Consider the following 26,673-nt stretch of genomic DNA (forward strand, 5'->3'; position numbering starts at 1 on the left):
CCAATCAAGAATGCAAAAGCCCCACCGTGAAAAATCACAAGTGAGGCTTTAGTCAGTTTACTTAGAAGATTATGTAAGCTTAGAGCTAAGCGCACGTGAACTTACATAATTTGCAAAATCTTTACAGGTTTTGCAACAGCTATCGCTTACTTATTGCTGTGGCGAGAAATACCGCGACGCTTAGCAGCGAATAGCGCGGCACCAGCAGCACTAATAGTTGCAGCAAACAAGCCAAATGCAGACACGTCACTACCAGTCTTACTAAGCTGAGCAGCACTACCACTCTTCAACACCTGAGCGCGCACAGAAGCACGAACCTCAGCCGCATGAGACTTAGCAGCAGCCAAAGCCTTACGAGCAGCAGAAAGCTTCTGAACTGCAGCATCAACCTGAGCCTGGGTAGCGTTAGGATCAGCAGCAACCTTCTTAGCTTCAGCCAAAGCAGTATCAAGAGCCGCCTGAGCCTTAGAAACTTGAGCGTCTGCCTGCTTCACAGCCTGGTTACTCTCAACAGCGGCATTCACAGCAGCAGAATTTGCGCCATTAGCATTATTGGCGTTGGAACCAGAGTTGGCATTGGCGTTGGCAGCATTGTTGTTAGTAGCGTTACCTGCATTACCCGAGTTTGCGCCAGAGTTTGCAGCATTACCGGCATTGTTAGAACCGGCGTTACCGTTACCAGCGTTACCGTTACCAGCATTGCCAGGCTGCAAATCAGACTCAGCACTATCAATCTGAATGTTCAACTCGCCCTTATCCACAGTAGTAGGCGCGTTATCATTCACACCATAACCTGCTTCAGAACCAGAACCAACATTACCAGTTCCAGTATTATCAGTTCCGGCACCAGTTCCAGCACCAGGAGTTGGAATTGGGCTTGGAGTTGGTGTTGGGGTTGGGGTCGGAGTTGGAGTTGGGGTCGGGGTTGGTTTCTTACCGTCAAGAGCCTCTTCAGCTGCCTTAAGATTTGCAAGAGCATCATCAACAAGCTTCTGCTTTTCAGCTTGAGTCTTAGTTGTTATATCTTCCTCGCCTGCAGCAGCCTTCTTCGTACCAGTTAGCTTATCGATAAGATCCTTAGCATTTTGAAGAGCCTTATCAAACGCAGTCTTCTTTTCCGTCGTTGTAGAATACGTATACTTATCTGAGTTCTTAACCTTGCTGTCCTTATCAATCTCTTCTTGCAACGGCTTGGTGTTAACACCATCCAAAGCAAGGCGAGCCTTAATAAGCTTGTCAAGAGCAGCGTCAATCTCCTTCTGCTCGTTAGACTCTTTATCTGCATCAGAAATATCAGCAGTAGCAGCACCATTCAAAACTGTTTGAGCTTCGTTCAAAGCCTTGTCAAACGCTTCCTTCTTTTCTTTAGAAGCGGTGGTATAAGACGAATCACCTGGAGTCTTAGGGTCGGCTTTATCATCTGGCTTCAACTTATTGTCGGAGTCAATCTCATTCTTAAGAGCATCGGTTTTAAGGCCAGCACTCTTGGCTTGAGGATCGATAGCACGCATTGCCTTAAGAAGGTCATTGTACAGCTCATTAACCTGATCCGCATTCTTGGCGTCGCCCTGATCAGCCTTAGTTAGCTTTGTTGCATCATCAAGATACTTATCGAAATCATCCTTCTGCTTCTTTTCATCAGGCTTTGTAGAGTCAAGTTTAGAATACTTGCCACCTTGCTCATTCTTAAAGTCGTTGGCTTTCTTCTTCAACTCTTCAAGACGAGCCATAGCATTATCGGTGTTTGCAGCGTTTGCGAGCGCATCATCAATATCGTCAGAAGTTGTGCCATCAGCATTGGTGTGATCACCAGCATCAGTATCTTCAATAATCTTCTTGAAAGCTTCCTTCTGCTTATCATTAAGATGCTTGAACTCATCAATCTTCTTTAGAGCATCGGCAATCTTTTGAGCCTTCAGCGCGCGATCAGCAATACCTGTTGGGTCGCCAAGCTTAGTGGCAGCATTGATGTCATCAATAGCCTTCTTCTTTTCGGATTCTGGAAGATCACTATCTTGAATACGCTTCTTCTGAGCTTCCTTTTCATTATCAAGTTCAGACTTATTATCGTATGTGTTCTGAGTGGTATCGCGCTTGCCCTTAGCATCTTCGATTGCCTTGTTTGCATCCTCAAACGAAGTTTTCACGCCATCAACAGCACCCTTGATATCAGAAGGCTTGGTTGCACTGTTAACAGTGTTCTTGGCATCATCGATTGCCTTAGTGGCAGCTTCATACTTTTCTTTAGCTGACTTCTTTTGCTCGTCAGTCAAAGCATTATATGCTGCATCAAGCTCTGCTTTCTTAGCTTCAAGCTTCGCAATACCAGCGTTCTTGGCATTTTCTTCGTTAATCGCGTTCTGGCGCTTGGCAGCATCCAGAGCATTCTTAATCTCTTCTGCAGTTGCTGCAGCAGGATCCTTCTTTGCAAGAGCAGCTTCCAAAGCAGTGAGCGCGCTATCCTTCTGAGCTGGATCAGAACCGATTAACTCCTTAAGAGCCTTATCGTCGTTGTCGCTTTCTCCCTTGCCGTGGCTTAAGAATGGTAACTCATCCTTAATAGCTTTGTGAGCAGCATTTCGAACTTGAGCTTCGTTAACAATCTGCTGAACTTCTTCAGGAGTCTTAGCACCAGGCTTGGTAGTATCTCCATTCTTTCCATTCAGCTTTTCCTTGAGCTTATCCTTTTCATCTTGAGTTAAATCACTAAGATTATCAATAGTTGTGTTAGCGGTCTGCTTATCCTTAGTGGTTTGCTCTTTTTGCTTCTTTTCGCGCTCCTTATTATCCTTTTCTTTTTGCTCCTTTTCGCGCTTCTCCTTTTCTTCTTTCTCTTTCTTCTTGATATCTTCAGGCTTTACAGTGCTTTGAGAAGCAGCCTTACTAGCTTCCTTGAGGATATTCTGAATCTGCTCCTTGTTAGTAGCATTTTCAATCTGATTCTTGTAGTTTGTCTTCTGCTCCTCAGTAAGCTTTGGATTGCGGTCAATTACGTTCTTTGCCTGCTCTTTAAGCTTCTTGAGGTCTTCAGCAGATGGGGTTGGGTTTTGTTCCTTAGACTTAGGAGTAAACAAATCAGCTTTCTTAATACGAATCAGTTCTTCCGCATTAGTGCTGGTAGAGCCTGCTTTCCAGCCACGAACAACCAAATCTCCAGTCTTTGAATCAACAATTACACTTGTCACACCGCCTGCTTGCTTATCCCCAGTGTAAATATTCAAGCCAGATGTTCCACTTGCAACAGGAGTTAAGCTATATGTGTTTGCATTGTTGCCAGAAAGAACAGCAGCATTCTTAGCATAAGCATTCTCAAGTGTTGTCCAGTTTGTATTGTCAGTCGTCGTATAGTTCTTCTTCAAGAACTGCTCTACAACAATCTTCTTGTAATCATCATCAGTTAAATCACCCTCGTGATCCAACGTCAACTTCTCAAAGTTGTACTTATACTCAACTGGCTTTGGCTTCTGATAATCAGCAATCTTCTTGATAAGATCACGAAGAGCATTCTCATCAGTCATGCCATTAATATCTTTGTCAGTAGCTTTGAGAGTAGTTATATCGTCATCTGCTAACTCTCCAGCAGCCTTTCGCTTATTACGAAGCTGCTTAGCAAGCTCTTTCAATTTTTCGATGGTGTTGTCCGTAGGAGTCTGGCTTCCACTATTTGGAGCATACAAATCATCTGCTGAAATAGTAAATAATGGACCATCAGTTGATACATCAATATTAGCATCTTCCTGGTCTGCATACTGATAACCAGTAACTGTTAATCCATTATCACTATTTACACTAATTGATACGATTCTTCCATTACCCTTGTTGAATGGTTCAAGATTTGTTGTACCTGTTTTTGCCTTCCAGCTTGTACCAACAGACACATTACTAGTAACATGTTCTAATTCTTGCTCAGTCCAGCCAGTGTAATTATCTTTAACAAATTGCTTTAATGCCTTAACAGCTTCTTGAGGTGTTACATCAGAAACTTTGGATTCATTAATTTGAGTCTTAGTAACAAAATACGTATAAGTATTTTTGTTGTTGTCAGATTCAGTATACGTCTTACTCGTAGGCGTCTGCTGCGTAGGATTCTGAGTGCCAGTGCTACCTTTCTTAAACAGTAAAGACATAGGATAACGTTGATCTTTATAAGCGTCTCCAGCCTTAAAAATAACTTCGCCGTTAGCAAAATCAAAATCAACGTCAGTAATAGCTACAGTCTTACCATCAGAATCCTTTGCTGTAAGATTCTTAAACGCACCTTTAAAAGCTTTAACTCCATTCTTGGCTGCTTCACTTGCAGACGAAGCATTAAATGGATCAAAGTTCGGTACAACCCTACTCTTAGTATTAGAGAAATCAACCGTGAACGTCTTCTTTTCTTCAGCTGGCTTTGGTGCTGGCGGCTTTGGAGTTGGATTTTCCTCAGCAGCCTTTTGCTTTAAGAACTGCCAGGAAGGAATCTCTGTTGTTGAACCGTCTGCCCAGGTAATGATAGCATTCTTGAAGTCTTTATCGAAGCTTACAGGAGTTTTGCCATCCTTCTTGGCTGCATTATAAACATCCAAGTCAGCGTTTGCTGCGTCGAAAGCAGCTGTTACTTTTCCTTTCTCTTCTGTAGTCAAGTTTGAAAGGTTTTTAACCTCAATTGGATCAGGCACAACGTACGGCGCCCAATCGGAGATTTTTGGTCCTTGGAATACAAGCTCAGACGCAGGAATCGTAGCCTTTGAGCCATCTTCGTAAGTTACAACAAGGTTCTTGCCGTCTTTATCGAAAGCAATAGCATTATCCTTGGCAAGATGCTTGCTAAATTCGCTGCTATCAGGGTTCGCCTTCTTGAACGCATCAATAACAGCCTTTTTATCATCATCACTTAACACATCAGGCTTTACAACAGGTATGCGATCTGGCATAACTGGCTTATATCTGTCGCTGTCAGATTCATCTTGTGCAACAAGCAGGCTCGCAGGAATCGTGCGAGTCGTCTTATCTTTAAAGGTGATAGTTGCAGAGCCATCCTTATTTACAACAACACCATTATCAGCAACTAATTCCTTGAAGTACTTGGTGTTTTCATTCGCTTTTTCAATTTTTTCTTTAATTGCCTTTTGCTCGGCTTCACTTAAATCGTTAGTCTTCTTAACCTTTGTAACCTCTGGATACGCAAGCTTCAAATAATCCGCAATCTTTGGCGTATTGTGCTTTTGGCCAACGGCATAGTGCCAGTTACCAGCAAAACGATACACGCCAGCAGCAAAACGAAGCGGATTGGTGTCGCGCTCTTTCCATGCTTTGTCTTCCATTTCGGAAATGTAAGTCATGTCATACCAACGCTGACCAGCAGATTCCCAGTCTACAAAAATACCCTTAAGGCCTTGTGTTTGCTTTTGGTATTCTTCCCATTGTTGTGCAGTATTGCCCGCATTATCGTAGCCTTTATTGTCTTTGGTACCCAAGCCCATAAGCTGTTTCCAGCCTTTGCTGGCAAGAATATTTTTGTCACTAAAATAATAATTAGAAATATTAGTCCATTCCTTAGGACTATTAAAATGTTTGTCAGAAACAGCGCCATAACCGTTTGCGTCGGTTGTAATATATTGCGAAGAACCAGCAGGTTTAACCTGCTCCTTGCCATTTTTTGTTAACTTTTCAATACGCTTAAATTGAATATCTTGAGGATCTTTCAAACCAGCAGGAACGCCAAACCACCACATAGGGCGGAACTTCCAATCGTCAGCTGTAGCATTGTCGTGGCAATTAGAAAGATAATGAACACGAACAAATTTACCAAGAGGATCTATGCCTTCAGTACCGCCAGCTTTGGCGTGATCAAAGGTATCGTAATATTCAACGTCAATGTTGAAATGAGCCTCGGCATATTTTGCATCAGTTTTGAAACCGTAATAAACATTGTTGCCAGTTCCGTCTACATAACCGTCAGCATACGCAGGCAAAGGAGTAGAAACGAATACCCCCCCCCCCCAAGCACCATTGCGCCGGCAAGCATCGCAGCGCACACACTCTTGGATAGTGGCGCGTAAATAACGCTGTTACTAGACTTTTGCATAGACTTTTGCAAATCAGCAAGATGCTTTGCATTCATGATCTTCTTCGCCATTATTCCTCACTTCAATAATGTGTCTTCCTTATGTTTCTGATTAGGCATAATTTGTAATATGCAATCATGCGGCAGCCAATAAATTAGCATTCGCTTCTTTGTTTCACGCCAAGTTGCTATCTAGAACGCTTCATACTCTCTCAATACGTTTCAGCGCACATAAAATTGCAAACTGACACTAATACAAGTTGTATGATACTCGCATATTCATACATCTCAAGCGCAGCATGTGTGATTCTTATCACTTTTAAATAGGAAACTAATTTAACACTCAAAAATAGAAAAAAGTCGCGCAAACTGTAAAATTTATATACAATTTGCGCGACTTATATTCACAAAATCTAGCGAGTGAGCTTACGATGCAAGCGATGCGGACGAGCAGCTTCCTCACCCAAGCGAGCAATCTTATTTTCTTCGTAAGCTTGGAAGTTACCTTCGAACCAGTACCACTTTGCAGGATTCTCGTCGTCACCTTCCCAAGCAAGAATATGCGTTGCAACTCGGTCAAGGAACCAACGATCGTGCGAAACCACAACAGCGCAGCCTGGGAAATCAAGTAAAGCGTTTTCCAAGCTTTCCAAAGTCTCAACATCCAAATCGTTAGTAGGCTCATCGAGAAGAAGCAAGTTTCCGCCCTGCTTAAGAGTCAAAGCCAAGTTCAAACGGTTACGCTCACCGCCGGAAAGCACTCCCGTAAGCTTCTGCTGATCCGAGCCCTTAAAACCAAAGCTTGCAACATATGCGCGAGTAGGAATCTCAACGCCTGCAACCTCAATAAAATCGAGTCCGCCAGAAACAGCTTCCCACAAGTTCTTATTAGGATCCAATCCTGCACGATTCTGATCCACGTAAGAAATCTTCACAGTATCGCCAACAATAAGCTCGCCACCAGAAAGAGGTTCCAAGCCAACAATCGTCTTGAAAAGCGTAGACTTACCAACACCGTTTGGACCAATCACGCCAACAATACCGTTACGAGGCAGCGTAAACGACAAGTCGTCGATAAGTACACGGTCGCCAAAAGCCTTGTGAATATGCTTTGCTTCCAAAACTTGCGAGCCCAAACGCGGACCTGCTGGAATTTGAATTTCAGAGAAATCAAGCTTCTTGGAATTACGTGCCTCTTGCTCCATTTGGTCGTAGCGTTCCAAACGAGCCTTGTTCTTAGCCTGACGTGCCTTCGGCGAGCTACGCACCCAATCAAGCTCATTCTTCAAACGCTTAGCAAGCTTGGCATCCTTAGCACCCTGGATTTCCATACGCTTTGCTTTAGTTTCCAAATACGTTGAGTAATTTCCCTTATATGGATAAAGCTGACCACGGTCAACTTCGCAAATCCACTCTGCTACGTTATCCATAAAGTAGCGATCGTGCGTAACAGCAATAACAGCACCCTCGTACTTGTGCAAGAACTGTTCAAGCCACAAAATAGACTCCGCATCCAAGTGGTTTGTAGGCTCGTCCAAAAGCAGCAAATCTGGAGCTTCAAGAAGAAGCTTGCACAATGCCACTCGACGCCTTTCACCACCAGAGCACACAGAAACAGGAGAATCCGGGTCTGGGCATTGCAAAGCATCCATTGCCTGCTCAAGCTGCGAATCCAAATCCCAACCGTTTGCAGCGTCAATTTCAGTCTGAAGCTTACCCATTTCTTCCATTAACGCATCAAAATCAGCGTCTGGATTAGCCATTTCTTCGCCGATTTGGTTAAAACGCGCCACTTTTTGCGCAATTTCACCAAAAGCCATCTTAATGTTTTCGCCAACCGTCTTAGTGTCATCAAGAGGTGGTTCCTGCTGCAAAATACCTACCGTATAGCCAGGAGTCAAAGAAGCTTCACCGTTGGTCACATTTTCCAAACCGGCCATAATTTTCAGCAGCGTCGACTTACCCATACCGTTCGGACCCACAACACCAATTTTTGCGCCCGGAAGGAAGCTTAAAGTAACATCGTCGAGAATTACACGATCTCCGTACGATTTACGCGCCTTAATCATCTGATAGATAAATTCAGCCAAAGTAATATACCATCCTTACAAACGTTGAAATTCCAGCGTTTGTTGCAACTTGCGTCAAAAGCGTTTAATACTTTTACCTACTTAATTCAAGCAAGATGCAACTTAAATAAAACTGCACAAACTAATCTAGCAAATACCAGCCTAGCAAATACTAGCATGTTGCTGGCGTACAATTTGACTTATTGACTGATTCCGAATCATCTTCAGGCGGAATCTGGCATAGCCACTCGCCCAAAATGCCAACAACCATATCAATAAAGCACACCAAGCCAGCAATAGAGCATTCACGCACAACAGAGTTATACAGAATTATCTCACTGTGTGGCAAGCTCATTAACAATTGCCCAACGTACCAGCCAGACAAAATAGCACCTGCCATTCCCAATGCCTTCGACAGCATAAGAGCAGCAACAGCAAATTGAGAACTTACATGCTTCTTATTCTTATCTTTATTGTTGGCAACACTTTGATGAGTTTGCAATGCCATAACAAAAGTTATTAAGCCAGCAATCACCATAATTGCAACAACAATCCACGGAGCTCCTGCTAATGACATAGCACTAGACTCTGTTGACGACACTAGAAATGCGCCTAGCACAAAGCCAAACAGTAACCCTAGTACCAAATACCACCAAGGTGTGCGATACGCTTTCATTAACAACCATCCCCTATAAGCCATTGCTCTGAGTATACCCCAACAGTTTGAGCATCAAAATCAAACGCTAATGAGTACGAAACTGAGTTATCGTCCAAAGCAGCATCTGGCTCTATCTGCATCCACGGCATAAGTTCAGGCGCCTTAGGGTCAACCGTCACCATTTCCGCTAGTTGTTGTGGTAATTTTTCTGCATCAACAGTTCTTGTGTCAGCAGCAGAAGCACCATATGAACGCGTACCCAGCACTCGCACAGTCACATTATCTTTATACAAAGTAGCAACAGCGCGAAGCAAGCGAAGCAGCTCATACTCGTCACCACCCGAAGACAGAATAAATACAGCCGCGTAATAATCATCATCAAGCATATTGGCAACATATAATGCCGATACACCGTCAACGCGAGATTCTCTATCCTGCTCGAGCATTGCAACTATTCTCAGCATAGCAGAACGCGTGTCTTGTTTCGCGACACCCTTCATAGAAATCACTGCAGTTGTTTGTAACGGAGTTGGACATATGCGGAACAAAGGAGACTTAGTTTCTCTTTTAACAAGCTCACTACCATAATTGACGTTTTTAGATTCATCGCCACAAGAGCACTGTGAATCTCCACCATTTTCATAATCATCCGCAAAAGAATTTGCAATATCGACAGCAGCTTTAGCAGCTGCAGCAGCGTCTTCATCTTCTTTGCGTTGCTTTTCTTTTCTATCTTCCTCAATAAGAGAACGATAGTAATCTGCTATTTCGCCTTCCTCAAACTCGTCAACTGATACTCTTCCGCTGCGAACAGCAACATGCGCAAGAGACTCAGGAACTACACGCCGTTCCGAATAATTTAACTCTTCTCTAGAAACGCTATTCAAAGTAACACAAACATCGTCAACAGTGCTTTTCATGCCGTAATATTCGCTTCTTAAAGCAGCATGAACAGTAATATCAGCCTCACTAATTTGCCAAGTGTGCATAGCAGAATTTAAAACAGATTTAGCAATAAGTTCTAAAGCTATAGCAGGATGCTCCTCAATCTCGCTATCGTTTTCGCAACGTTTAAGCATAAAAGCAAGACGCTCAGCAATTTGAGGAATATCTATTGCGTTAGTTTCATCTCCGTCTAACGCATTACTCAAATTAACTTTTAAAACAGCATCTATGTAAATAGAAGAATATATTCCAATGACTATTGAGTCACCGCTTGGGCGAATACCCTTCAAACTTATGGTCGTATTCATAATCTCATCTTCTACTCTCTAATAAAAACAATTTAAAATTTCAATTATTCGTTTATTTATCTTTTGCTCTTACCTAGGATACGCAAAACTAATATTTTGATATATTGTACTCGCTATAAATCAACATGCTTAATTTTTTGCATATAACACTAATTTTTATTATTAAATTATTAAAAAAATAAAAATAAACGCTGACAGCAATAAATTATATTGTTATCAGCGTTTATTAATAATTTTATTTTATCTGCTTTTTTAGCACTGCATTTACACTATTAAGCACCAAATTGAGTGCCGTCATTTTGATTAGTAGACGGATTAACAGGTGGCTTAACAGTTCCAATAACAGTTCGAGGAGCAGGTGCAGGAGTCTGAACAGACGTATTAGCAGGCATCTGATCAGACTGCTGGTTTTGTGAAGTCGCGTTATTGGAAGATTCAGAAAGTTCAGAAGCTTCAGTCTGCTCATTCTTACCTTCAACGTTGCGCTTCAAACTTTCTGGAATTTCAACAGGAGGAAGATCAGAATCTGGTCTTCTATCGTCCGAAAGCCAAAGAGTACGCTCAGGAGCCTTACGAATCTTACTGAAGATTTCCTTAAGTTCCTTCTCGTTAAGAGTTTCCTTAGCAAGCAACTGACGAACCAGCTCATCTAATACGTCACGATTATTGTTAATAATCTCCCACGCTTCAGTATGAGCAGTTTCGATAAGCTTATGAACTTCTTCATCGATTACTTCAGCAGTACGATTCGAGAACTTACGAGATTGCAAAGAATCGAGTGAACCGGAAGAATCTTCATCAGCATCCATCCACTTAACAGCTCCAAGCTTCGCTGAGAAACCATATTCAACAACCATCTTACGAGCAATGGCAGTAGCTTTCTCAATGTCGTTAGAAGCACCAGTTGTTGGATCGTGGAACACAACTTCCTCTGCTGTACGTCCGCCCATAGCATACGCCATTTGATCCAGCAATTCGTTGCGAGACTGCGAGTAACGGTCGCTTGTTGGCATCACAGCAGTGTAGCCAAGTGCGTGACCTCGCGGCAAAATCGTTACTTTAGTAACAGGATCCGTGTGGTGCAACGCAGCAGCAACGAGCGCATGACCGCCCTCATGGTAAGCAGTGTTACGCAATTCATCCAAAGCCATGCCCTTAGACTTACGTCGAGGTCCTGCTTGAACACGATCAATTGCCTCATCAATGGCGCGATTATCGATATATTGAGCACCAGAGCGAGCGCAAAGCAACGCAGCTTCGTTAAGCACGTTAGCTAAATCTGCACCAGTAAAACCAGGAGTGCGCACAGCAACCATATGAAGATCAACATCCGGCACAAAAGGCTTACCCTTAGCGTGAACCTTCAAAATTGCCTCGCGACCTTCCAAATCAGGAGCCTCAACAGCCACCTGGCGGTCAAAACGACCAGGACGAAGAAGCGCGGAATCAAGGACATCTGGACGGTTTGTTGCGGCAATAATAATCAAATTAGTGTCGTTGTCGAAGCCATCCATCTCAACAAGCAACTGATTAAGCGTCTGCTCGCGCTCATCATGACCGCCAGTCATGCCACTTCCGCGGCGACGACCAACAGCATCAATCTCATCGATAAAGATGATTGCAGGAGCATTCTTCTTAGCTTCGTCAAAAAGTTCACGAACACGAGACGCACCCAAGCCTACGAACATTTCCACGAAGTCAGAACCAGCCATTGCGTAGAACGGCACACCAGCTTCGCCTGCAATAGCACGAGCCAACAAAGTCTTACCAGTTCCTGGAGGACCATAAAGCAGCACACCGCGCGGAATGCGAGCACCCAAAGCCTTGTATCGCGAAGGATCCTTTAAGAAGTCTTTAATCTCTTCAACTTCTTCAACAGCAGCTTGTTCGCCAGCAACGTCAGCAAACTTAGTTTTAGGAGTTTGACCTTCGAGTAGCTTGCCGCGGCCACGTCCGCCGCCCATGCCAAGCATACTTCCGCCGGCACCTCCTATTCTGCTAAACATGAACCAAATCATGCCAAGGAAGAACAATATTGGAACAAGCGAAGTAATCAAATACGAAATAATGCTAGATGATTGTAAGCTAGCTGTCCAACCGTTAGAAGGCTTAGCTTTTTCGACTTCTTGTACAATTGACCTACCTTGTGCATACGCGTAGTAGAATTGCACATCCTTGCCAAAGTCACGATTTTGATTACTTCGTTTATCGAACTTCTTAAACGGTCTATCAAGCGTAAGCTTAACTAACTGTTTGTTGTCAATGATTTCCACATAACTTGCTTTATGAGATCGCACTAACTCAATACCATCTTGAGTATCGATAGTTTGCGATCCGTTATGAACAAACATTTGGAATCCGACAACTGAAAGCAACACAAGAAGCACAATCCACGTCCATGGCGACTGCCAGAAGGAACGACGATTGTTGTGGTTGTTCTCGTTATTTTTATTATTCTTGCCCTGCTGACCGTTGTTTCGCTGATTCCTAGGGTTGCGTGGATTTAAAAACGGATTATTTCCGTTATTTCCACGCCCAGGACCGCCCATTGGACCTTGCGGTGTCATAGGAGAAGCGCCCATGTAATAAGGCTCCTTTCAAACTCCTCAATTTATATAAAAATTCTGAATAGAATCTATAAAATCAAGCACCATACACTGATGGCTTTAATACCGCAATACTATTGAGATTGCGGTAGCGTTCGTCGTAGTCCATTCCGAAACCAACGACAAATGCATCAGGAATTTCAAAGCCCGAGTAGTCGATTTGTACGTCTACTTCGCGACGTGCAGGCTTACTGAGCAATGCAAAAACTTTTACACTTGCAGCACCACGACCTTTTAGCTCATCTACAAGCCAAGCTAGCGTGCGACCGGAATCAACAATGTCCTCTACAATAAGCACATCTCGACCGCGCACGTCAGTACTTAAATCTTCGCGCACAGTAATTTGTCCGCTAGTTTGAGTGCCACTGCCGTAACTAGACAAGCTCATAAAGTCCATTGATGCGTTAATGCTTAATTCTTGCGAAAATACAGCAAGAGTATTTACAGCACCTTTTAGAACTGCAACAAGCAAAACATTACTGTTTTTGTAATCTTCACTTACTTGTTTAGCAACTTCACGAATACGCTTCATAAGGTCTTCGTGGCTAATTAATTCATAGTCGATGTCATCTCGTATATCTGCAATTTGCATGTTCACTATCTTTGCATAAACGAATGACGATATTGCGCGAAAGCCGAGTCGCTTCGTAATAATTTGGCAGCGAAAAAGGCTTTTGACCATGCCATTTTGTACATAGCTCGTCCACTGCAGATATGTGACTTGACGAGAAACGCAGACCAAGCTCACTTAACGCACGCACTATAATTCGTCTACGAATTGATGGATGATATTGCGCTAATTTATCAGCTTTTAACCTAACAGTTTTCGCATTTTTATCAAATTCCATCACTTGTGAACTAGCTTCGTCAACTTGAGAATTAATATAGTCAAGATCATCTCTAGCTATTTCAGCTCCGCGAGAAAGCAAAGTAACCATATTCGCATTAAAAAATCGCGAAATATAAGGCATTAACGTGTGTCTAACTCGAGATCTCAATGGATAATTTTCTGAAAGTTCCTCATTTTGTGAAATATCGTCACCATTTGTAGGATCATCCCACCATGAAATGCCTAAATCCTCACAAATACCAGTAGTATCTTCCCTACTAAGCTTAATAAGAGGCCTTGCAAAAAGCACGTTTTGACGCACTGTTACTGCTTTCATGCCAGCAACTGCTTCTAAACCTGCAGAATCTTTTAGCCCCATCATTACAGTTTCTGCTTGATCATTTGCAGTATGAGCTAGAAGCACGGCTGCAGCTTGCTGCTTTTTAGCAACATCAATAATTGCTTGATACCTAGCATTTCTAGCAGCAGACTCTTCGCCTTCTCCCGAATCTTCAACGTTCACAGATTGAATATACACGTACTTTTCATCTATTCCAGATTGCAAACAATGCTTAGCAGCAGTATTGGCAATTTCAGTTGAGTGCGGCTGCAAATGGTGATCTACTATTACAACACCGCAACGAATACCTCTACTTGCGCACACAATCACGCTCAATGCTGTAAGTGCAAGAGAATCTCTACCTCCAGAGCACGCAATAAGAACCAAAGGAGCATCAACATCTGTCGCGTGGTTGCCATGTTCGGAAAAACGCGCGTCTTGTGCACACAACGAAAGTTCGTCAAAACAATGCTTGATTGCGCCAATTCCTGCGCGTATGCGAGAAGAATACACCATAGCTTCTAGTGTAGCGCGCTAATAACGCTAAATTGCAACTAATAAATCATAGTTTTGGCAATTCTGCCATAAACTTATTAATCGCTACGAACGCTCCCCAAATATCAGCTGGCTGGTTCGCAACAACAGCGAAAGTTAGTACTCCACCACTTTTCCTAGATACATTACCAACCATAGAAGTAACTTCACTTAAAGAACCAGTCTTTACGCGAAGCATACCTGCAGAAGATTCATCCGCTAAACGCTTTCTTGCTGTTCCAACTAAACCAGGAAGAGACAATCCTTCAGCAGCTGCAGCACCTCCAGAATCGGCTTTAATATTAAGCACCTGTACTTGAGCTAGCGTTGTTGCGCGCAACCTTGATTTTGGAGACAAGCCTGAGCAATCAGACATGTGCAAACCACGTATATCGATATTTAGCTTGCGCAATCCCTCTTTTACTGCCTGAACTGCACCTTCCGGAGAGTTGGATTTGTGAGTTGCAAGCGCAGTCAAACGACCAAACTCTTCCGCCAATGTGTTGTCTGAAATACGAAGCGTATATGCCATTATTTCGTTTAAAGGCGCAGAAGAAACTTGTGCAATTAAACGCGAATTAGATGATATTAACGATTTAGTTTCGCTCACCGGTATTACAAGATTTTCAGATTGTGCAGATTTATTTTCATTTTCAGAATCTTTATTATTTTCAGAAGAATCATCTGTAGACGAGTCTGAACCGGAATTTTTTTCGTCAGAAGTAGTTTTATTAGAATAATTACTTATAACTATTCCTTGTTTGCTTAATAATTTAGCAAAAACACGACCGACACTTAAAGCAGGATGAGGATCAGAAAGCGGAAAATCTGTCATAGCGTCAGCATCCACACCTTGCACTGAAAGGTCACGCTGACGAGCATCATCTATAGCCAAAGATGACGTTTGAGCATAAAAGCGTCGTTCAACATCTGTTTCATAAATCAAATCAGGAGCACGTTTTGCGCCAAACAATGAGTCATCAACAGCTAATGAAACTGTGTGAATATTTTCAAGTTTCAGCGCGTTGGCTGTTCTTCTCGCTAATGTTGTTAAGCCTGCTCTGCCATTAACATGGTTCCAATCGTTTTCTCCAACTCCAAGAAGCATGTCACCATTTCCGCGAAGCACAAGCTTTCTAGCATTCGCACTAGAAGCTCGTTCTGGCTCACCGCCTGTTTTAGGCAACAAAAATACTTGAGTATCAAGAGTTGAACCCATGTCAAGAGTGCGAGAAGCCACGCTAGCAGTTAAAGTTTTAAGCGTTGACGCTGGCTCTCTTAAAGCATTTGGCTCATGCGATGCAACTACTCGCCCATTAGCATCCATAATTACTGCTGAAGTGCTGCTACTCATAGAAGCATCGGAAACCAACTCGTCAATAAGTTTTTGAGCTTGCGAATGATTTATTTCTTTACCATAAGTAACGCTTTTAGCTAGGGATTTAACTCGCAAAAGTGATTTAGGAGAAGAAACAGTTACAGAATAATGTTGTTTTCGCAACGTCAAAGGGCCAGGAAGAATATCATATATGTCAAGCAAAAAATAAGTAAAAATAATTGCTGCACTGACTATAACTGCTATAAATGCAATAAGTAATCGCCAACGAGAAGGATATTGGCTTCTTAAAACCATAGCAGCGTATTTACTTTTCTTCTGAGTGCTACTTGGTTTAATCTCAATCTCACTGATTGGTTCAGATTCATTACTTAGTTTTTGTTCATTACTTGGTTTTTGTTCACTACTTTGTTTAGATTCACTACTTGCTTTAGGCTCGATACTTTTGTTAGGTTCGCCGCTTTGCGCTGGCGTGCTCGCATTAGGAATATTTAAGGCATCGTTTGAGCCTTTATTACTTTCCATGCGAGCACACCTTTAAATCGATTGCAAATACCGCGCTTAACTATACATTGCGCTTGCAACAAAGCGTGCGTAAGTTACGCAGTAATCGAGGCAAATCTGCGCAAGTTTTCAACAATGCGAATCATGCGCTTATCCATCACTTTGCCGCCAAGAATCACGCCAACAACCAGCACAATCAAGCCGTTTACTACAAACAAAATGCTTGCAATCCACAAAAGATTCGGGTTAATAGCCAAAAACGCCATAGCCAAAGCAATAGACGGAATCATGCATACTGCAGCAAGAAGCGTAAAACCTATTGGCGCAAAAGATCTAGCTCCTGCAGAACCTTGCGGCCTAGAAAATGGCTTTTCGATTGATGCCACAGGGTACATTGCTATGCACGAAGAAATTAAGCCAATGCCTATGGAAGCAAAAGCTATTCCAATTGGACAAAGAGTTTGGAACATAACTGCATTCACATTTTGCTGAACATTTACTACGAAGAAAAGGAAAACGTAAACCCCTACTCCAATAATCGCGAAATAAACAGCGCAAATCACTGACCAAACTATTGCGTTCGCTAAGCGATCGTGCACGCCTTTTACTCCAATAATCGCGTGCATAGTAAAAGCTGTGCCATCGTATGCAATATTGTTTCCAACAACCATGCCCATAAGCATCGCAGCATACATCATCCAGCCAGAAATACCTAAGTTATCTGTTAGAGACTCAAATCCTTTAGCATTAAAACTATTTCCTCCTGCGATTAGCAGCATAAAAAGCGGCATAAGAAGCAAAAATAGCTGACGCATATCTCTTCTCATAACGCTAACAATTCGCGCAATAATCGCACCGACTGTGTTGTCTGGAACAAGTGCAAACAAGCCGATTCCCTTAGTTTTAACAACTGTTTTTTGCTCACCGCGAATAAGCTTCGGCTCTAATTTTGCGCAAAATACAGAGATTGCAAAGCAAGCAGCAATCGTTACAACGCAAATAAAGAAGCGAATAACAAGCGAAAGCCAATTGCCATTAATTGCATCGAGCGGCAAGGCCATAGCTGCACTTAATGGCGTAAAAGCGGACGCAGCACAGAAACTTGAGCTGATTTCAATTGAGCTATTTGTGGCTTTGCTATTCGCACCCATACCAGAAACAAAAATCATGTACACTATAAAAATAACAACGTAAAAAATGTTTCTTGAACGCTTGTTTATTAAAATAGTATCTAAAAGCTCAATAAGCATTTTACTTAAAGACACGATTGTTGCAACATAAAGCGGAGCTGCAATTACGCTTACTAAAACCGGCACAATTCCAAAGTTTCGGTACGCTAAAGACCACAAAGCAAGTGCGATTGTGAAGCTTATTGAAAGCGCTCCAAAAAGAGAGCCAAGAAGCATACCTGCTTGCTGTTTTACGTAAGGAATGCCGTAAAGCGCAAAGCTACGCGATTTTAGTGTTGTGTCGCTGCCAAACATAAATATGTTTACAAACAGTGTAAAAATTGACACAATCGACGCAACCATTATTGGAGCAACTTGGAATTCCTGCCAATCTTTAGTGCCTGCAAGCATTCCTGGATTAAGATACTTTCCTGCTTGCCAGCCAGCAAAACCAAGAGCGCATATGATTGCAAGTCCAAAAACAATGACTATACCAAAGCCGATTTTTTGCCAAATCGACTTTCGCATAACAGAAAAAGTAAGCGCCCAGCGAAGGCGAACCATTGTAAAAATCATAGACATTACGGTTCTCCTTTTTAAGCGTTGAGATTGGTGGAAGATGCAGGAGCGTTATCAGATTTACCGCCATTAAGCCAGTCGATGCGTGCAGCCGCGTGACGTCCGCCAACAAGCTCCATAAAGCGATCTTCAAGATTCTTACCTTGAGCAACTTCTTCAAGAGAGCCAGCAGCCGCAACATGACCTTCGTTAATAATCGCCACGTGCGAGCACATTTTTTCGACTAATTCCATAACGTGCGAAGAAATAATTACCGTGCCGCCAGTAGAAACATACTCGGCGAGAATATCCTTCAAATTTGCGCTAGAAACAGGATCTACTGCCTCAAAAGGCTCGTCCAACACAAGCACGCGAGGGCTGTGAATCATAGCTGTTGCAAGGCAAATCTTCTTAGTCATACCAGTTGAATAGTCAGAAACCATAGTATTTGCAGCTTCTGTTAAGTCGAATGCAGAAAGCAAGTCGGTCGCGCGACGAACAGCCTCAGCGCGGCTCATCTCGCGAAGCATGCCAGCGTAAGTTAAAAGCTGAAGGCCGGTAATCGTCTTAAAAATCTCGTCTGCTTGAGGCATTAAACCGATCGCGCGCTTAGCGCTATTTACGTCACTCCAGACGTCATTGCCAAAAATCGAAGCAGAGCCAGAATCCGGCATAAGTAAGCCCGTAAGCATCTTAATCGTGGTAGTTTTGCCGGCACCGTTCGGGCCTACTAATCCATAGAAAGAGCCTGCTGGAATATCTAAGGAAAGATTATCTACAGCAACTTTTTTGCCGAAAGTCTTAACAAATCCACGAATAGAAACTGCTGGAACATCTTCGTTAGTAGCGTCGTAAGTGTTTGCGCCAAAAACTGGAACGCTGCTAGCAAAAGTATTTCCGGACGGATACTCGGACGGATATTCAGACGGAATAGAATCTACCATAGAAACCTCGCAGTATACAGATAAACGCACGCATTGCGCTACATTAATTGCGCAATCGCACGTTTATATCAAGGCTTCTATTATCTCATACCCGCAATTTTTGCGCAATCGAAACGCCGGCACTATCCGCACACACCGCCTCAAACGCTAGATAAGTTCCCCGCGTTTGGAGCAAAACACAACAGATAAACCTCCAAAAGCGAGACAATCTCCCCCCCCCAACCACCAAAAACGGCAGAAACTTTACAACGCTGTAAAATAAAGGTCGGATACGCACCAAAAAACGGCAGAAACTTTACGTTCGCGCGCAGTTTATGCCGCCTGCGCGTCTTAATCCGGCAGAAACTTTACGTTCGAGCGCAGTTTATGCCGCCTACGCGTCTTAATCCGGCAGAAACTTTACATCCGTGTAATGAAACAGTCGTAATCTTCCAAACCTTCTGTAGCTTTGCAGTAATGCTTTGCAAACAGCGATTATTTATTGCTTAGTGAACTTTAACAGTATTGCTCTGCAGACGTTGAGTATTTATTGCATAGAGAACACTAGCGTCATTGCTGCTGCACACACTACACCAGACGCACCTACCACACCACAGAACACTAGCGGTTTTACTAATAGTGGGAGATAGGAATTGCTTGGTCGAGCAATATAAAAGCGGAACGATAGTAATAATCGTGTTGATGAATACTATTTTTGCAGAAAAAGTAAGTAAAAAACTAAACTTAACTACGCAACTGCTAAGTCCAAATAAGGTATAAGAGCGGAGCGCTGCGAGACAAGTAATTCCTATCTCACACAGCCCCTCCAGAAACCTGCCAGCCAAAAACCAGTCCCCGAAACTCGCGCCCCACTAGAGAATTTCATTCTTTCGCTCAGCGACCAGTGTGCTGAATCGGCTTCCACTCGCTCTTTGAGAAAATAGCTTGGAACGCAATAGGCACGTACGAAAGCATAAAAATCGGGAAGCTAAGAGCGTATGCAAACAGCTCCTTATTCGTTGCACCAAGCTTATCGTGTTCGACCAAAATAGTGAGCGACACAAATATCATCATGCCTAAAACGCTTGTAACAGTAGTTGTAATGAAGTTAATCATTGAATAGATTTGACTCATCCATGTTACGAATCCAAATGCAGCAAAAATAAACCCAAGTATTATTCTTGCAACAGCCAAAACCATAAACGGGAAAAGCATAAGCGTAAAATCAACCGACGAAAAATCTCTTTCGCGAATACCGTGCCGAATAAGAGCTGCTCCATAGTAACGAAATACTTGCAAGAATCCCTTGCTCCAACGAAGACGCTGCCTCCAGCTCTGTCTAAACGACACAGGCTGTTCGTCATATAATACTGCAGAACCACAATATCCAACTTTGTCTCCGTGAAGAATAGCGTCCATAGTAAATTCAAGATCCTCAGTAAGAAGATGGAATTTCCATCCGCTATTTCTGTGCATAATCTCACGCGAGAACATGAATCCAGTTCCACCAGCGTGGCAACTTGAACCGAATAGCATTCGAGAGTTGTTAGTAAATCGTGATTCTCGAATAAACCAAAGTGCAGAGCCGGAAGAAACCCAATTATCTGAAAGATTCACGGAATTGCGGTAGCTAGTTAAAATTTGATATCCTGCGTGGAAACCTTTATTCATTTCCTCAAAATAATGCGGATCAAGTTTATTGTCTGCATCGAAAACGAAGTATGCGTCATAAACTTTATCTGCACCAATTTTCATAATATGGTCGAGAAGATAGCTGAGCGCATAACCTTTACCAATATGCTCTTTATCGAAACGTTCGACTACGTTGCATCCACAATTGCGACCAACTTGTGCAGTAGAATCAGTGCAATTGTCTGCAACAAGCCAAATATCAATAAAATCTTGTCTATACGTTTGAGTTTGAATGCAATGAATAAGATTACCTATAACAGCTTCCTCATTACGCGCAGAAATAAGCACAGCATAATGCTTATCCATTGGCGCTTCAGGAAAAACAACAGGTTTAGCGAATAAAGATGCAACGGCACAAACACCTTGATACACAACACCGCTTATGCCAATAAGTATTACTAGTACATCAAATATTGATAGAAGAATCATCGCTTCCATCCGCTCCGTGGATTACTTTTTACGTTACTTTTACTATTTTTTGTATTTTTTGTATTGCTTACTATTTTAGACTCACCTACTTGCAATTTTGCTTTAGGAGAATCCTTATTTTCAGAATTTACTTTACGATTCGCAATATCTTTATTTACAGCATCTAATATTTCGCGCGAAATCGGCATTGTTTCCAATACGTCCGTTTGATCAGAATCATTAGAGGAAACTTTGCTGCTATTCGCATCGTCAGAGTCTGACACATAAGCTTGCTTATACCAATATAAAATATCTTCGTTCAAAGAAACGCGAGAGCTTGTGCCTTTCATTACGCGATGAACACTTTCGCTCATTGGATTCATGAACTTACGACCAATCGCCTCAACGCAACGAACAATAATAGAAGTATGATCAGGATGAGGATCGTTCATAAGCGGAGAAGAAACTAAACTATATTGCTTAGTGCATACTCTGAAAATCGCTTGCAAACTTGCAGTTACAGGCAAAGCCAAAAATGCTCCAAGAGCACCAAATACAGCGCCCATTACAAGAACTGAAATAAAAGCTACTGCAGGATTCAAATCCATAGTCTTTTCGGAAATCTTCGGCGAAATAACCATGTTTTCAATTTGTTGATAAATCGTAATAAAAATTAATGTTGCAACAGCTGCACCAAAACCATTGGAACCCCACGCAACCAAAATAGGCAAAGCTCCACCCAAATAGCCACCAATTGTAGGCACAAACTGCGAAACAATTCCGCAGAATAAGGATAGCGGAAGCCAATACGGTATATTCATCACAATAAGGAAAATTGCGGTACCTACTGCGTTAATAGCTGCCAAAATAATTCGCGAAAACAGGAAGCTCGAAATCTGCTCTTGAACAACTGACCAAATAAATAGGAAACGACGCTGAGCTTGCGGATTCATCCAACGGCACATGCTACGACGCATAGCTGGACCTGCTGCAGAAATGTAATACGTAACCATAATAATGGTGAGCAAATCAAGCAGAACAGTCATCAATCCCCATGTTGTGTTAAGTGCTTGACCAGCAAAATCAACAACCCAAGATGTTTGCACATGCTTCAAAATTTCCATGCCAAGCTGCTCAATATTAGGCATTTTAAAACTGGTATAGTGAAACACAAAATTCGCAAATTGGTTGTATAAATCAGGCAAGCCCATAACCATTGAAACAACCTGTTGAGCAAATAAATTACCGAACAAAGCAAGTAGCAAACTAATTACAACAAGCAAACCAGTTAGCGTAAAACCAGAAGCAACTCCTCGCCTCCAGCCGTGCTTAACTAGTCGAACGACAAGCGGTTCCATTGCGAGCGCAATAAAAACAGAAATCACAACATCAAAAACAATGAATGAAATACTATTCCAAGCGAACCATAAGAAGATAGACACAAAAGTAACAATTGCAACATAAATAAGCGCACGACCTAGCCAATCTGGCGGTCTTCTATCGTCGCCTTTGGCTGGAAAAAGTGAAGCTAAATCTAGCTTATTTTCACTTCCCTTAATATCCTCATGCATTTCATATTCATGCATTTCTTGCTCTTGGTAATCCATAGACACTATTGTAACTGCGCGAACTGATGAATGCGAATTAGCGGCATGTAGTATTAACTATTCGCACCTAATTTACTACGCGTAACATTATGTAACACAAACTTAACGAGATATTCGAATCGCTGAAATCCAAAATGGCATTCATAGTCATAAACTCATTAATGGGTTTTTAAGAAAGGAATGGTGGCCATGACCACTTTGCAAACTAAAGAAGATGCCGCAGCCCTTATTGAAAAGGAAGGCATTGAATACGTATCCGTACGATTTACTGATTTGATTGGCGTTCAGCAGCACTTTACTGTTCCTGCTGACGAGTTCTTACACAGCGCTTTCACTGATGGAATGGCATTCGATGGTTCTTCTATGCAAGGCTTCCAGGCTATTAACGAATCAGATATGAAGCTTATTCCAGATGTTGACACTGCTTATGTTGATCCATTCCGTAAGCATAAGACTTTAAACGTTGCTTTCTCTATTGTTGATCCTGTAACAGATGAGCCATATTCTAGGGATCCTCGTCAGGTTGCTATTAAAGCAGAGTCTTATTTGAAGTCCACTGGCATTGCTGACACTGCAAGCTTTGCTCCTGAAGCTGAGTTCTTCATTTTTGATAAGGTGCGTTTTGCTAATGACATGCAGCGCTCCTTCTATGAGGTTGATTCTAACGAAGCTCCTTGGAATTCTGGAATCGACACTGAAGATGACGGCAGCAACAATATTGGTTTCAAGAACCGCGTAAAGCACGGCTACTTCCCTGTGCCACCAGTAGATCACAATCAGGATTTGCGCGATGACATGGTTTCAAATTTGCAAAAGGTCGGCTTGATTCTTGAGCGTTCTCACCACGAAGTTGGCGGCGCAGGTCAGCAGGAAATCAACTACCGTTACAATACGCTTGTTCATGCTGGCGACGATTTGATGAAGTACAAGTATGTGGTTCATGAAACTGCTGCTTTAGCTGGTAAGGCTGCAACATTTATGCCAAAGCCAATTGCTGGAGATAACGGCACCGGCATGCACTGCCATCAGTCGCTTTGGAAAGATGGCAAGCCATTGTTCTATGCGGAAACTGGTTACGCTCAGCTTTCTGATATTGCACGTTGGTACATTGGCGGCTTGATTAAGCACGCTTCTTCTGTGCTTGCATTTACGAATCCTTCGCTTAACTCTTACCACCGCTTGGTTCCAGGCTACGAAGCTCCAGTCAACTTGGTTTACTCTGCTCGTAACCGTTCTGCAGCTATTCGTATTCCTCTTGCTGGTGATGCTCCTGCAGCTAAGCGCATTGAGTTCCGCGCACCGGATCCTTCTTGCAACCCATTCTTAGCATTCTCCGCTCAGCTTATGGCAGGTTTGGATGGTGTTATTAACCATATTGAGCCTCCTGCACCTGTTGATAAAGATTTGTACGAGCTTCCTCCAGAGGAGCATGACGGCATTAAGCAGGTTCCTTCTTCGCTTGGTGAAGCTTTGCAAGCTTTGGAAGAAGATCACGACTTCCTTATGCAAGGCGACGTGTTTACTAGCGATTTGATTGAAACTTGGCTGAATTTGAAGCATGAGGAAATGGATATGGCTCGCTTGGCTCCAACGCCACTCGAGTACGAGCTTTACTTCCACATCTGATTTGTAGTTAAGTTATTCTAACAAAAAAAGCCGGCCCTACGATTTCGCGGGGTCGGCTTTTTTGCTTGACGTTCTGCACCAGTGTCCCATTTCACCAATCTTCAGATACTCACGCAGAGTGTAATCTGCGTCCGTGTCTTAAAACAAGCAGAATGAGACACTCGCGCAGCGCGACGACCTGCCTAAGCGCTGCGATTTAGCGCGCGAAAGCAACTCGGAGCGGAAACTCGCTTAAGTTGGAAGTCCAGTGGACTTCCAACGCGAGTTTCGTAAGCGAGCGCTTATAGCGCGAGCGCCATCTGCACGAGTGTCCCAAAATCGCCTATTTTGCGCTCAAGCAGATTGATGAGTTAGCTGTTTATTTTTTAGCACGTATTTTACATCAGCTTGAGAGGCAACCTTCGAATCATGAGTAACAACAATCACACATTTGCCGTGTTTGCTAGCAGCATTTTTTAATATTGCAATAACTTCTTTAGTTGTTGCAGGGTCAAGACTTCCAGTAGGCTCATCAGCCAAAATTACCGGCGCAGAAGATACCAAGGCTCGCCCAATTGCAACACGCTGCTGTTGACCACCAGAAAGTTTAGTAACGTTACGATTTGCTTCTTCTTCAGTTAACCCAAGATCTACTAACACTTGAGCATCCGCGCGCGAATTTACTAATCGCAAATTTTCTAACGGCGTCAAATAGTCAATAAGATTAAAATTTTGGAAAACAAGCGAGATATGCTTTTTGCGATGCTCAACATATCCCGTTTTTGCAATATTTTCACCGTTAAAAAGCACTTCGCCACTATACGGAGTATCTAATCCAGCTAAAAGTGAGAGCATAGTAGACTTTCCTGCTCCAGAAGCTCCCATAATACTGTACATTTTGCCAGTTTCGAACTCTGCATTCACGTCATTTAATACCGCAATATTTGCAGGTCCGTAAGTGTATTTCACATTTTTTAATTGCAATAAAGCTGACATAATAAGCTCCTTATTTTTACATAATTTAAATATGATTTATAAGATTTGTTTCATTTATACGATTGCGCTGTTTGTGATTGCGTTTTTAGTAGAAAATTCACATACGCAACTACATTTCTGCTAACTCATAGCGCTTAGTATTTGCCGAGGCTTCTTTATTAATATTGGCAGCGCTGCAACAAGTAATGCGACTATTGAAATAAACAAACCCATAACAAAAGCAGCAAGAGTTTGCAGCAATGGCAATACTGGCATACCATCCGCAATAAATGACGAATCAGCACTATGCAAAATCGCAGAACCAATAACGCCAGAAAAAGCAGCACCGAAACCTAGCGAAATAACGAATGACACAATGTTGAGTATCACTATTTCAACAAGCAATTGGCTAACTATTGCTGCTTTCGACAATCCAATAGACATAAATACGCCAATCTCGTGCATACGTCCTCTGACCCAAAACACCAATACAAGCCCAAGCACTAAAACGCCAACAAAACTTAGCGCAACGAAAATCATTCGCACAAGTTGTTGTACAGAATTAACTGAGTTTATTACGCTAGACAATTGCGAAGCATTCTGCTCTACATCCGCCCACTTTCCAGCAATACTTTTAGCATCACGCATTGCGCTAGCCAGTAAATCAGAACGCTCAACAACACAACGCAAAACACCTAGCTTAGAAGAACCAGCTAAAGACAACGCCGAACTTAAGTCAGTAAATATGCGATTTTCTGAAGCATCCGAAGGAAGAGCTCCCTTAGTTTGCAATTTGCCGGCAAAAATGCCAACAACGCGAACTTTTACATTAAACCCCTGCTTAAGAGTTATAGTAGAGCCAATCTTAAGATTATTTTTCTTAGCAAAATCGCGATGCACTATTGCTCTACCCGCAGAACGATTAGTAATATGCTCACCCTGCTCTAAACGGTACAATCCTTCTTGAAAACCTTGAGATAATCGAGAATCTGTTGTGCCAGTAATTCCAGCAGCATGAGCCAAAACATCATCGTCTAGTCGAGGACCCTGCGCAGGAAGAACAATTTGCTTTCCAACAGGTACAGCTAAAACATCGCGCTCCTCCACTACAGTCTTTACGCCCGAAATCGCAGCAAATTTACGAATTTGACTAGAGCCAATTCCTTCATTTGCGTCCAAATCTTGAGGAATTGGGGAATTAGGTACTTTAGTACCAGAATTAGTAGAAGAATTAGTAACAGAATTAGTACCGGAATTAGTGCCGGAATTAGAATTTGCATTCATTTGCTCTGGAAGAGTTTCACCGCGCGTTTTTGCTCGTACAGTAAAACCTAAACCAATACTGGATTGAAGATGATTCCTAGCATCATCAACAGAAACACTAATACCAGCTTGTGAAACTAGCGCGCTTAAAACAAGAGTCATAATCAGCACAATTATTGCGTTACGTCGAGGTTTGCGCAATATTGCAAGTTTCGCTCGAGCACATAAAGAAATTACTTCACCATTCATAATGTTACTCACTAACTTTTCAAATAACTTTCATACGACGAATTATGAA

Annotated in this window: 15 protein-coding genes; 1 reads left to right on the forward strand and 14 read right to left on the reverse strand. The window is 42.5% G+C overall.

The annotated features are described in order from the left end of the window. Positions 1 to 146 precede the first annotated feature (146 nt). From ACJV2T_RS03805 to ACJV2T_RS03860, 12 genes are all read right to left on the reverse strand, one after another. Positions 147 to 6,017 (reverse strand): MiiA motif-containing surface protein, encoded by a 5,871-nt coding sequence (locus ACJV2T_RS03805; protein ID WP_419399188.1) that lies wholly within the window; start codon positions 6,015 to 6,017, stop codon positions 147 to 149. 442 nt (positions 6,018 to 6,459) lie between these two features. Continuing rightward, a complete protein-coding gene (gene ettA, locus ACJV2T_RS03810; protein WP_004118724.1) occupies positions 6,460 to 8,136 on the reverse strand; it encodes an energy-dependent translational throttle protein EttA in 1,677 nt (558 codons plus the stop codon). A gap of 151 nt (positions 8,137 to 8,287) precedes the next feature. Next, the gene (locus ACJV2T_RS03815) at positions 8,288 to 8,791 is read right to left on the reverse strand and encodes a DUF3180 domain-containing protein (protein WP_415683742.1); all 504 of its coding nucleotides are present in this window, start codon (positions 8,789 to 8,791) and stop codon (positions 8,288 to 8,290) included. Next, on the reverse strand, positions 8,791 to 10,026 hold the full coding sequence (locus ACJV2T_RS03820; RefSeq protein ID WP_419399189.1) for a dihydroneopterin aldolase: 1,236 nt from the start codon (positions 10,024 to 10,026) through the stop codon (positions 8,791 to 8,793). The genes ACJV2T_RS03815 and ACJV2T_RS03820 overlap by 1 nt, the downstream gene beginning before the upstream one ends. A 272-nt stretch (positions 10,027 to 10,298) precedes the next feature. Beyond that, positions 10,299 to 12,608 (reverse strand): ATP-dependent zinc metalloprotease FtsH, encoded by a 2,310-nt coding sequence (gene ftsH, locus ACJV2T_RS03825; protein ID WP_419399190.1) that lies wholly within the window; start codon positions 12,606 to 12,608, stop codon positions 10,299 to 10,301. Positions 12,609 to 12,669: 61 nt separating this feature from the next. Then, a complete protein-coding gene (gene hpt / locus ACJV2T_RS03830) occupies positions 12,670 to 13,224 on the reverse strand; it encodes a hypoxanthine phosphoribosyltransferase (RefSeq protein WP_033888468.1) in 555 nt (184 codons plus the stop codon). Further along, the gene (tilS, locus tag ACJV2T_RS03835; RefSeq protein ID WP_415687825.1) at positions 13,199 to 14,317 is read right to left on the reverse strand and encodes a tRNA lysidine(34) synthetase TilS; all 1,119 of its coding nucleotides are present in this window, start codon (positions 14,315 to 14,317) and stop codon (positions 13,199 to 13,201) included. Before tilS ends, hpt begins: the two co-directional genes overlap by 26 nt. A gap of 46 nt (positions 14,318 to 14,363) precedes the next feature. Beyond that, positions 14,364 to 16,196 (reverse strand): D-alanyl-D-alanine carboxypeptidase, encoded by a 1,833-nt coding sequence (locus ACJV2T_RS03840; protein WP_419399191.1) that lies wholly within the window; start codon positions 16,194 to 16,196, stop codon positions 14,364 to 14,366. A 74-nt stretch (positions 16,197 to 16,270) separates the two neighbouring features. Beyond that, positions 16,271 to 17,926 (reverse strand): hypothetical protein, encoded by a 1,656-nt coding sequence (locus ACJV2T_RS03845; RefSeq protein ID WP_419399192.1) that lies wholly within the window; start codon positions 17,924 to 17,926, stop codon positions 16,271 to 16,273. A gap of 14 nt (positions 17,927 to 17,940) precedes the next feature. Then, positions 17,941 to 18,846: an ABC transporter ATP-binding protein gene (locus ACJV2T_RS03850; protein ID WP_419399193.1), complete on the reverse strand. Its 906-nt coding sequence runs from the start codon at positions 18,844 to 18,846 to the stop codon at positions 17,941 to 17,943. 873 nt (positions 18,847 to 19,719) lie between these two features. Next, positions 19,720 to 20,946 carry a glycosyltransferase family 2 protein gene (locus ACJV2T_RS03855; RefSeq protein ID WP_391496485.1) on the reverse strand — a complete coding sequence of 409 codons (1,227 nt, stop codon included), beginning with the start codon at positions 20,944 to 20,946 and terminating at the stop codon, positions 19,720 to 19,722. Then, on the reverse strand, positions 20,943 to 22,511 hold the full coding sequence (locus tag ACJV2T_RS03860; RefSeq protein WP_415687829.1) for an AI-2E family transporter: 1,569 nt from the start codon (positions 22,509 to 22,511) through the stop codon (positions 20,943 to 20,945). The genes ACJV2T_RS03855 and ACJV2T_RS03860 overlap by 4 nt, the downstream gene beginning before the upstream one ends. 210 nt (positions 22,512 to 22,721) lie before the next feature. Here ACJV2T_RS03860 and glnA point away from each other — a divergent pair, with 210 nt between their 5' ends. Further along, a complete protein-coding gene (gene glnA, locus ACJV2T_RS03865; RefSeq protein WP_415683726.1) occupies positions 22,722 to 24,158 on the forward strand; it encodes a type I glutamate--ammonia ligase in 1,437 nt (478 codons plus the stop codon). Positions 24,159 to 24,491: 333 nt separating this feature from the next. Here glnA and ACJV2T_RS03870 read toward each other — a convergent pair whose 3' ends face one another. Together ACJV2T_RS03870 and ACJV2T_RS03875 are read right to left on the reverse strand one after the other, a co-directional pair. Further along, a complete protein-coding gene (locus ACJV2T_RS03870; protein WP_119526165.1) occupies positions 24,492 to 25,133 on the reverse strand; it encodes an ABC transporter ATP-binding protein in 642 nt (213 codons plus the stop codon). Between the two features lie 120 nt (positions 25,134 to 25,253). Beyond that, complete coding sequence (locus tag ACJV2T_RS03875) at positions 25,254 to 26,624, reverse strand: ABC transporter permease (protein ID WP_419399194.1); 1,371 nt, start codon at positions 26,622 to 26,624, stop codon at positions 25,254 to 25,256. Positions 26,625 to 26,673 lie beyond the last annotated feature (49 nt).

Source organism: Gardnerella phocaeensis (assembly GCF_048545075.1).
In the GTDB taxonomy this organism is placed as follows: Bacteria; Actinomycetota; Actinomycetes; order Actinomycetales; family Bifidobacteriaceae; genus Bifidobacterium; species Bifidobacterium vaginale_J.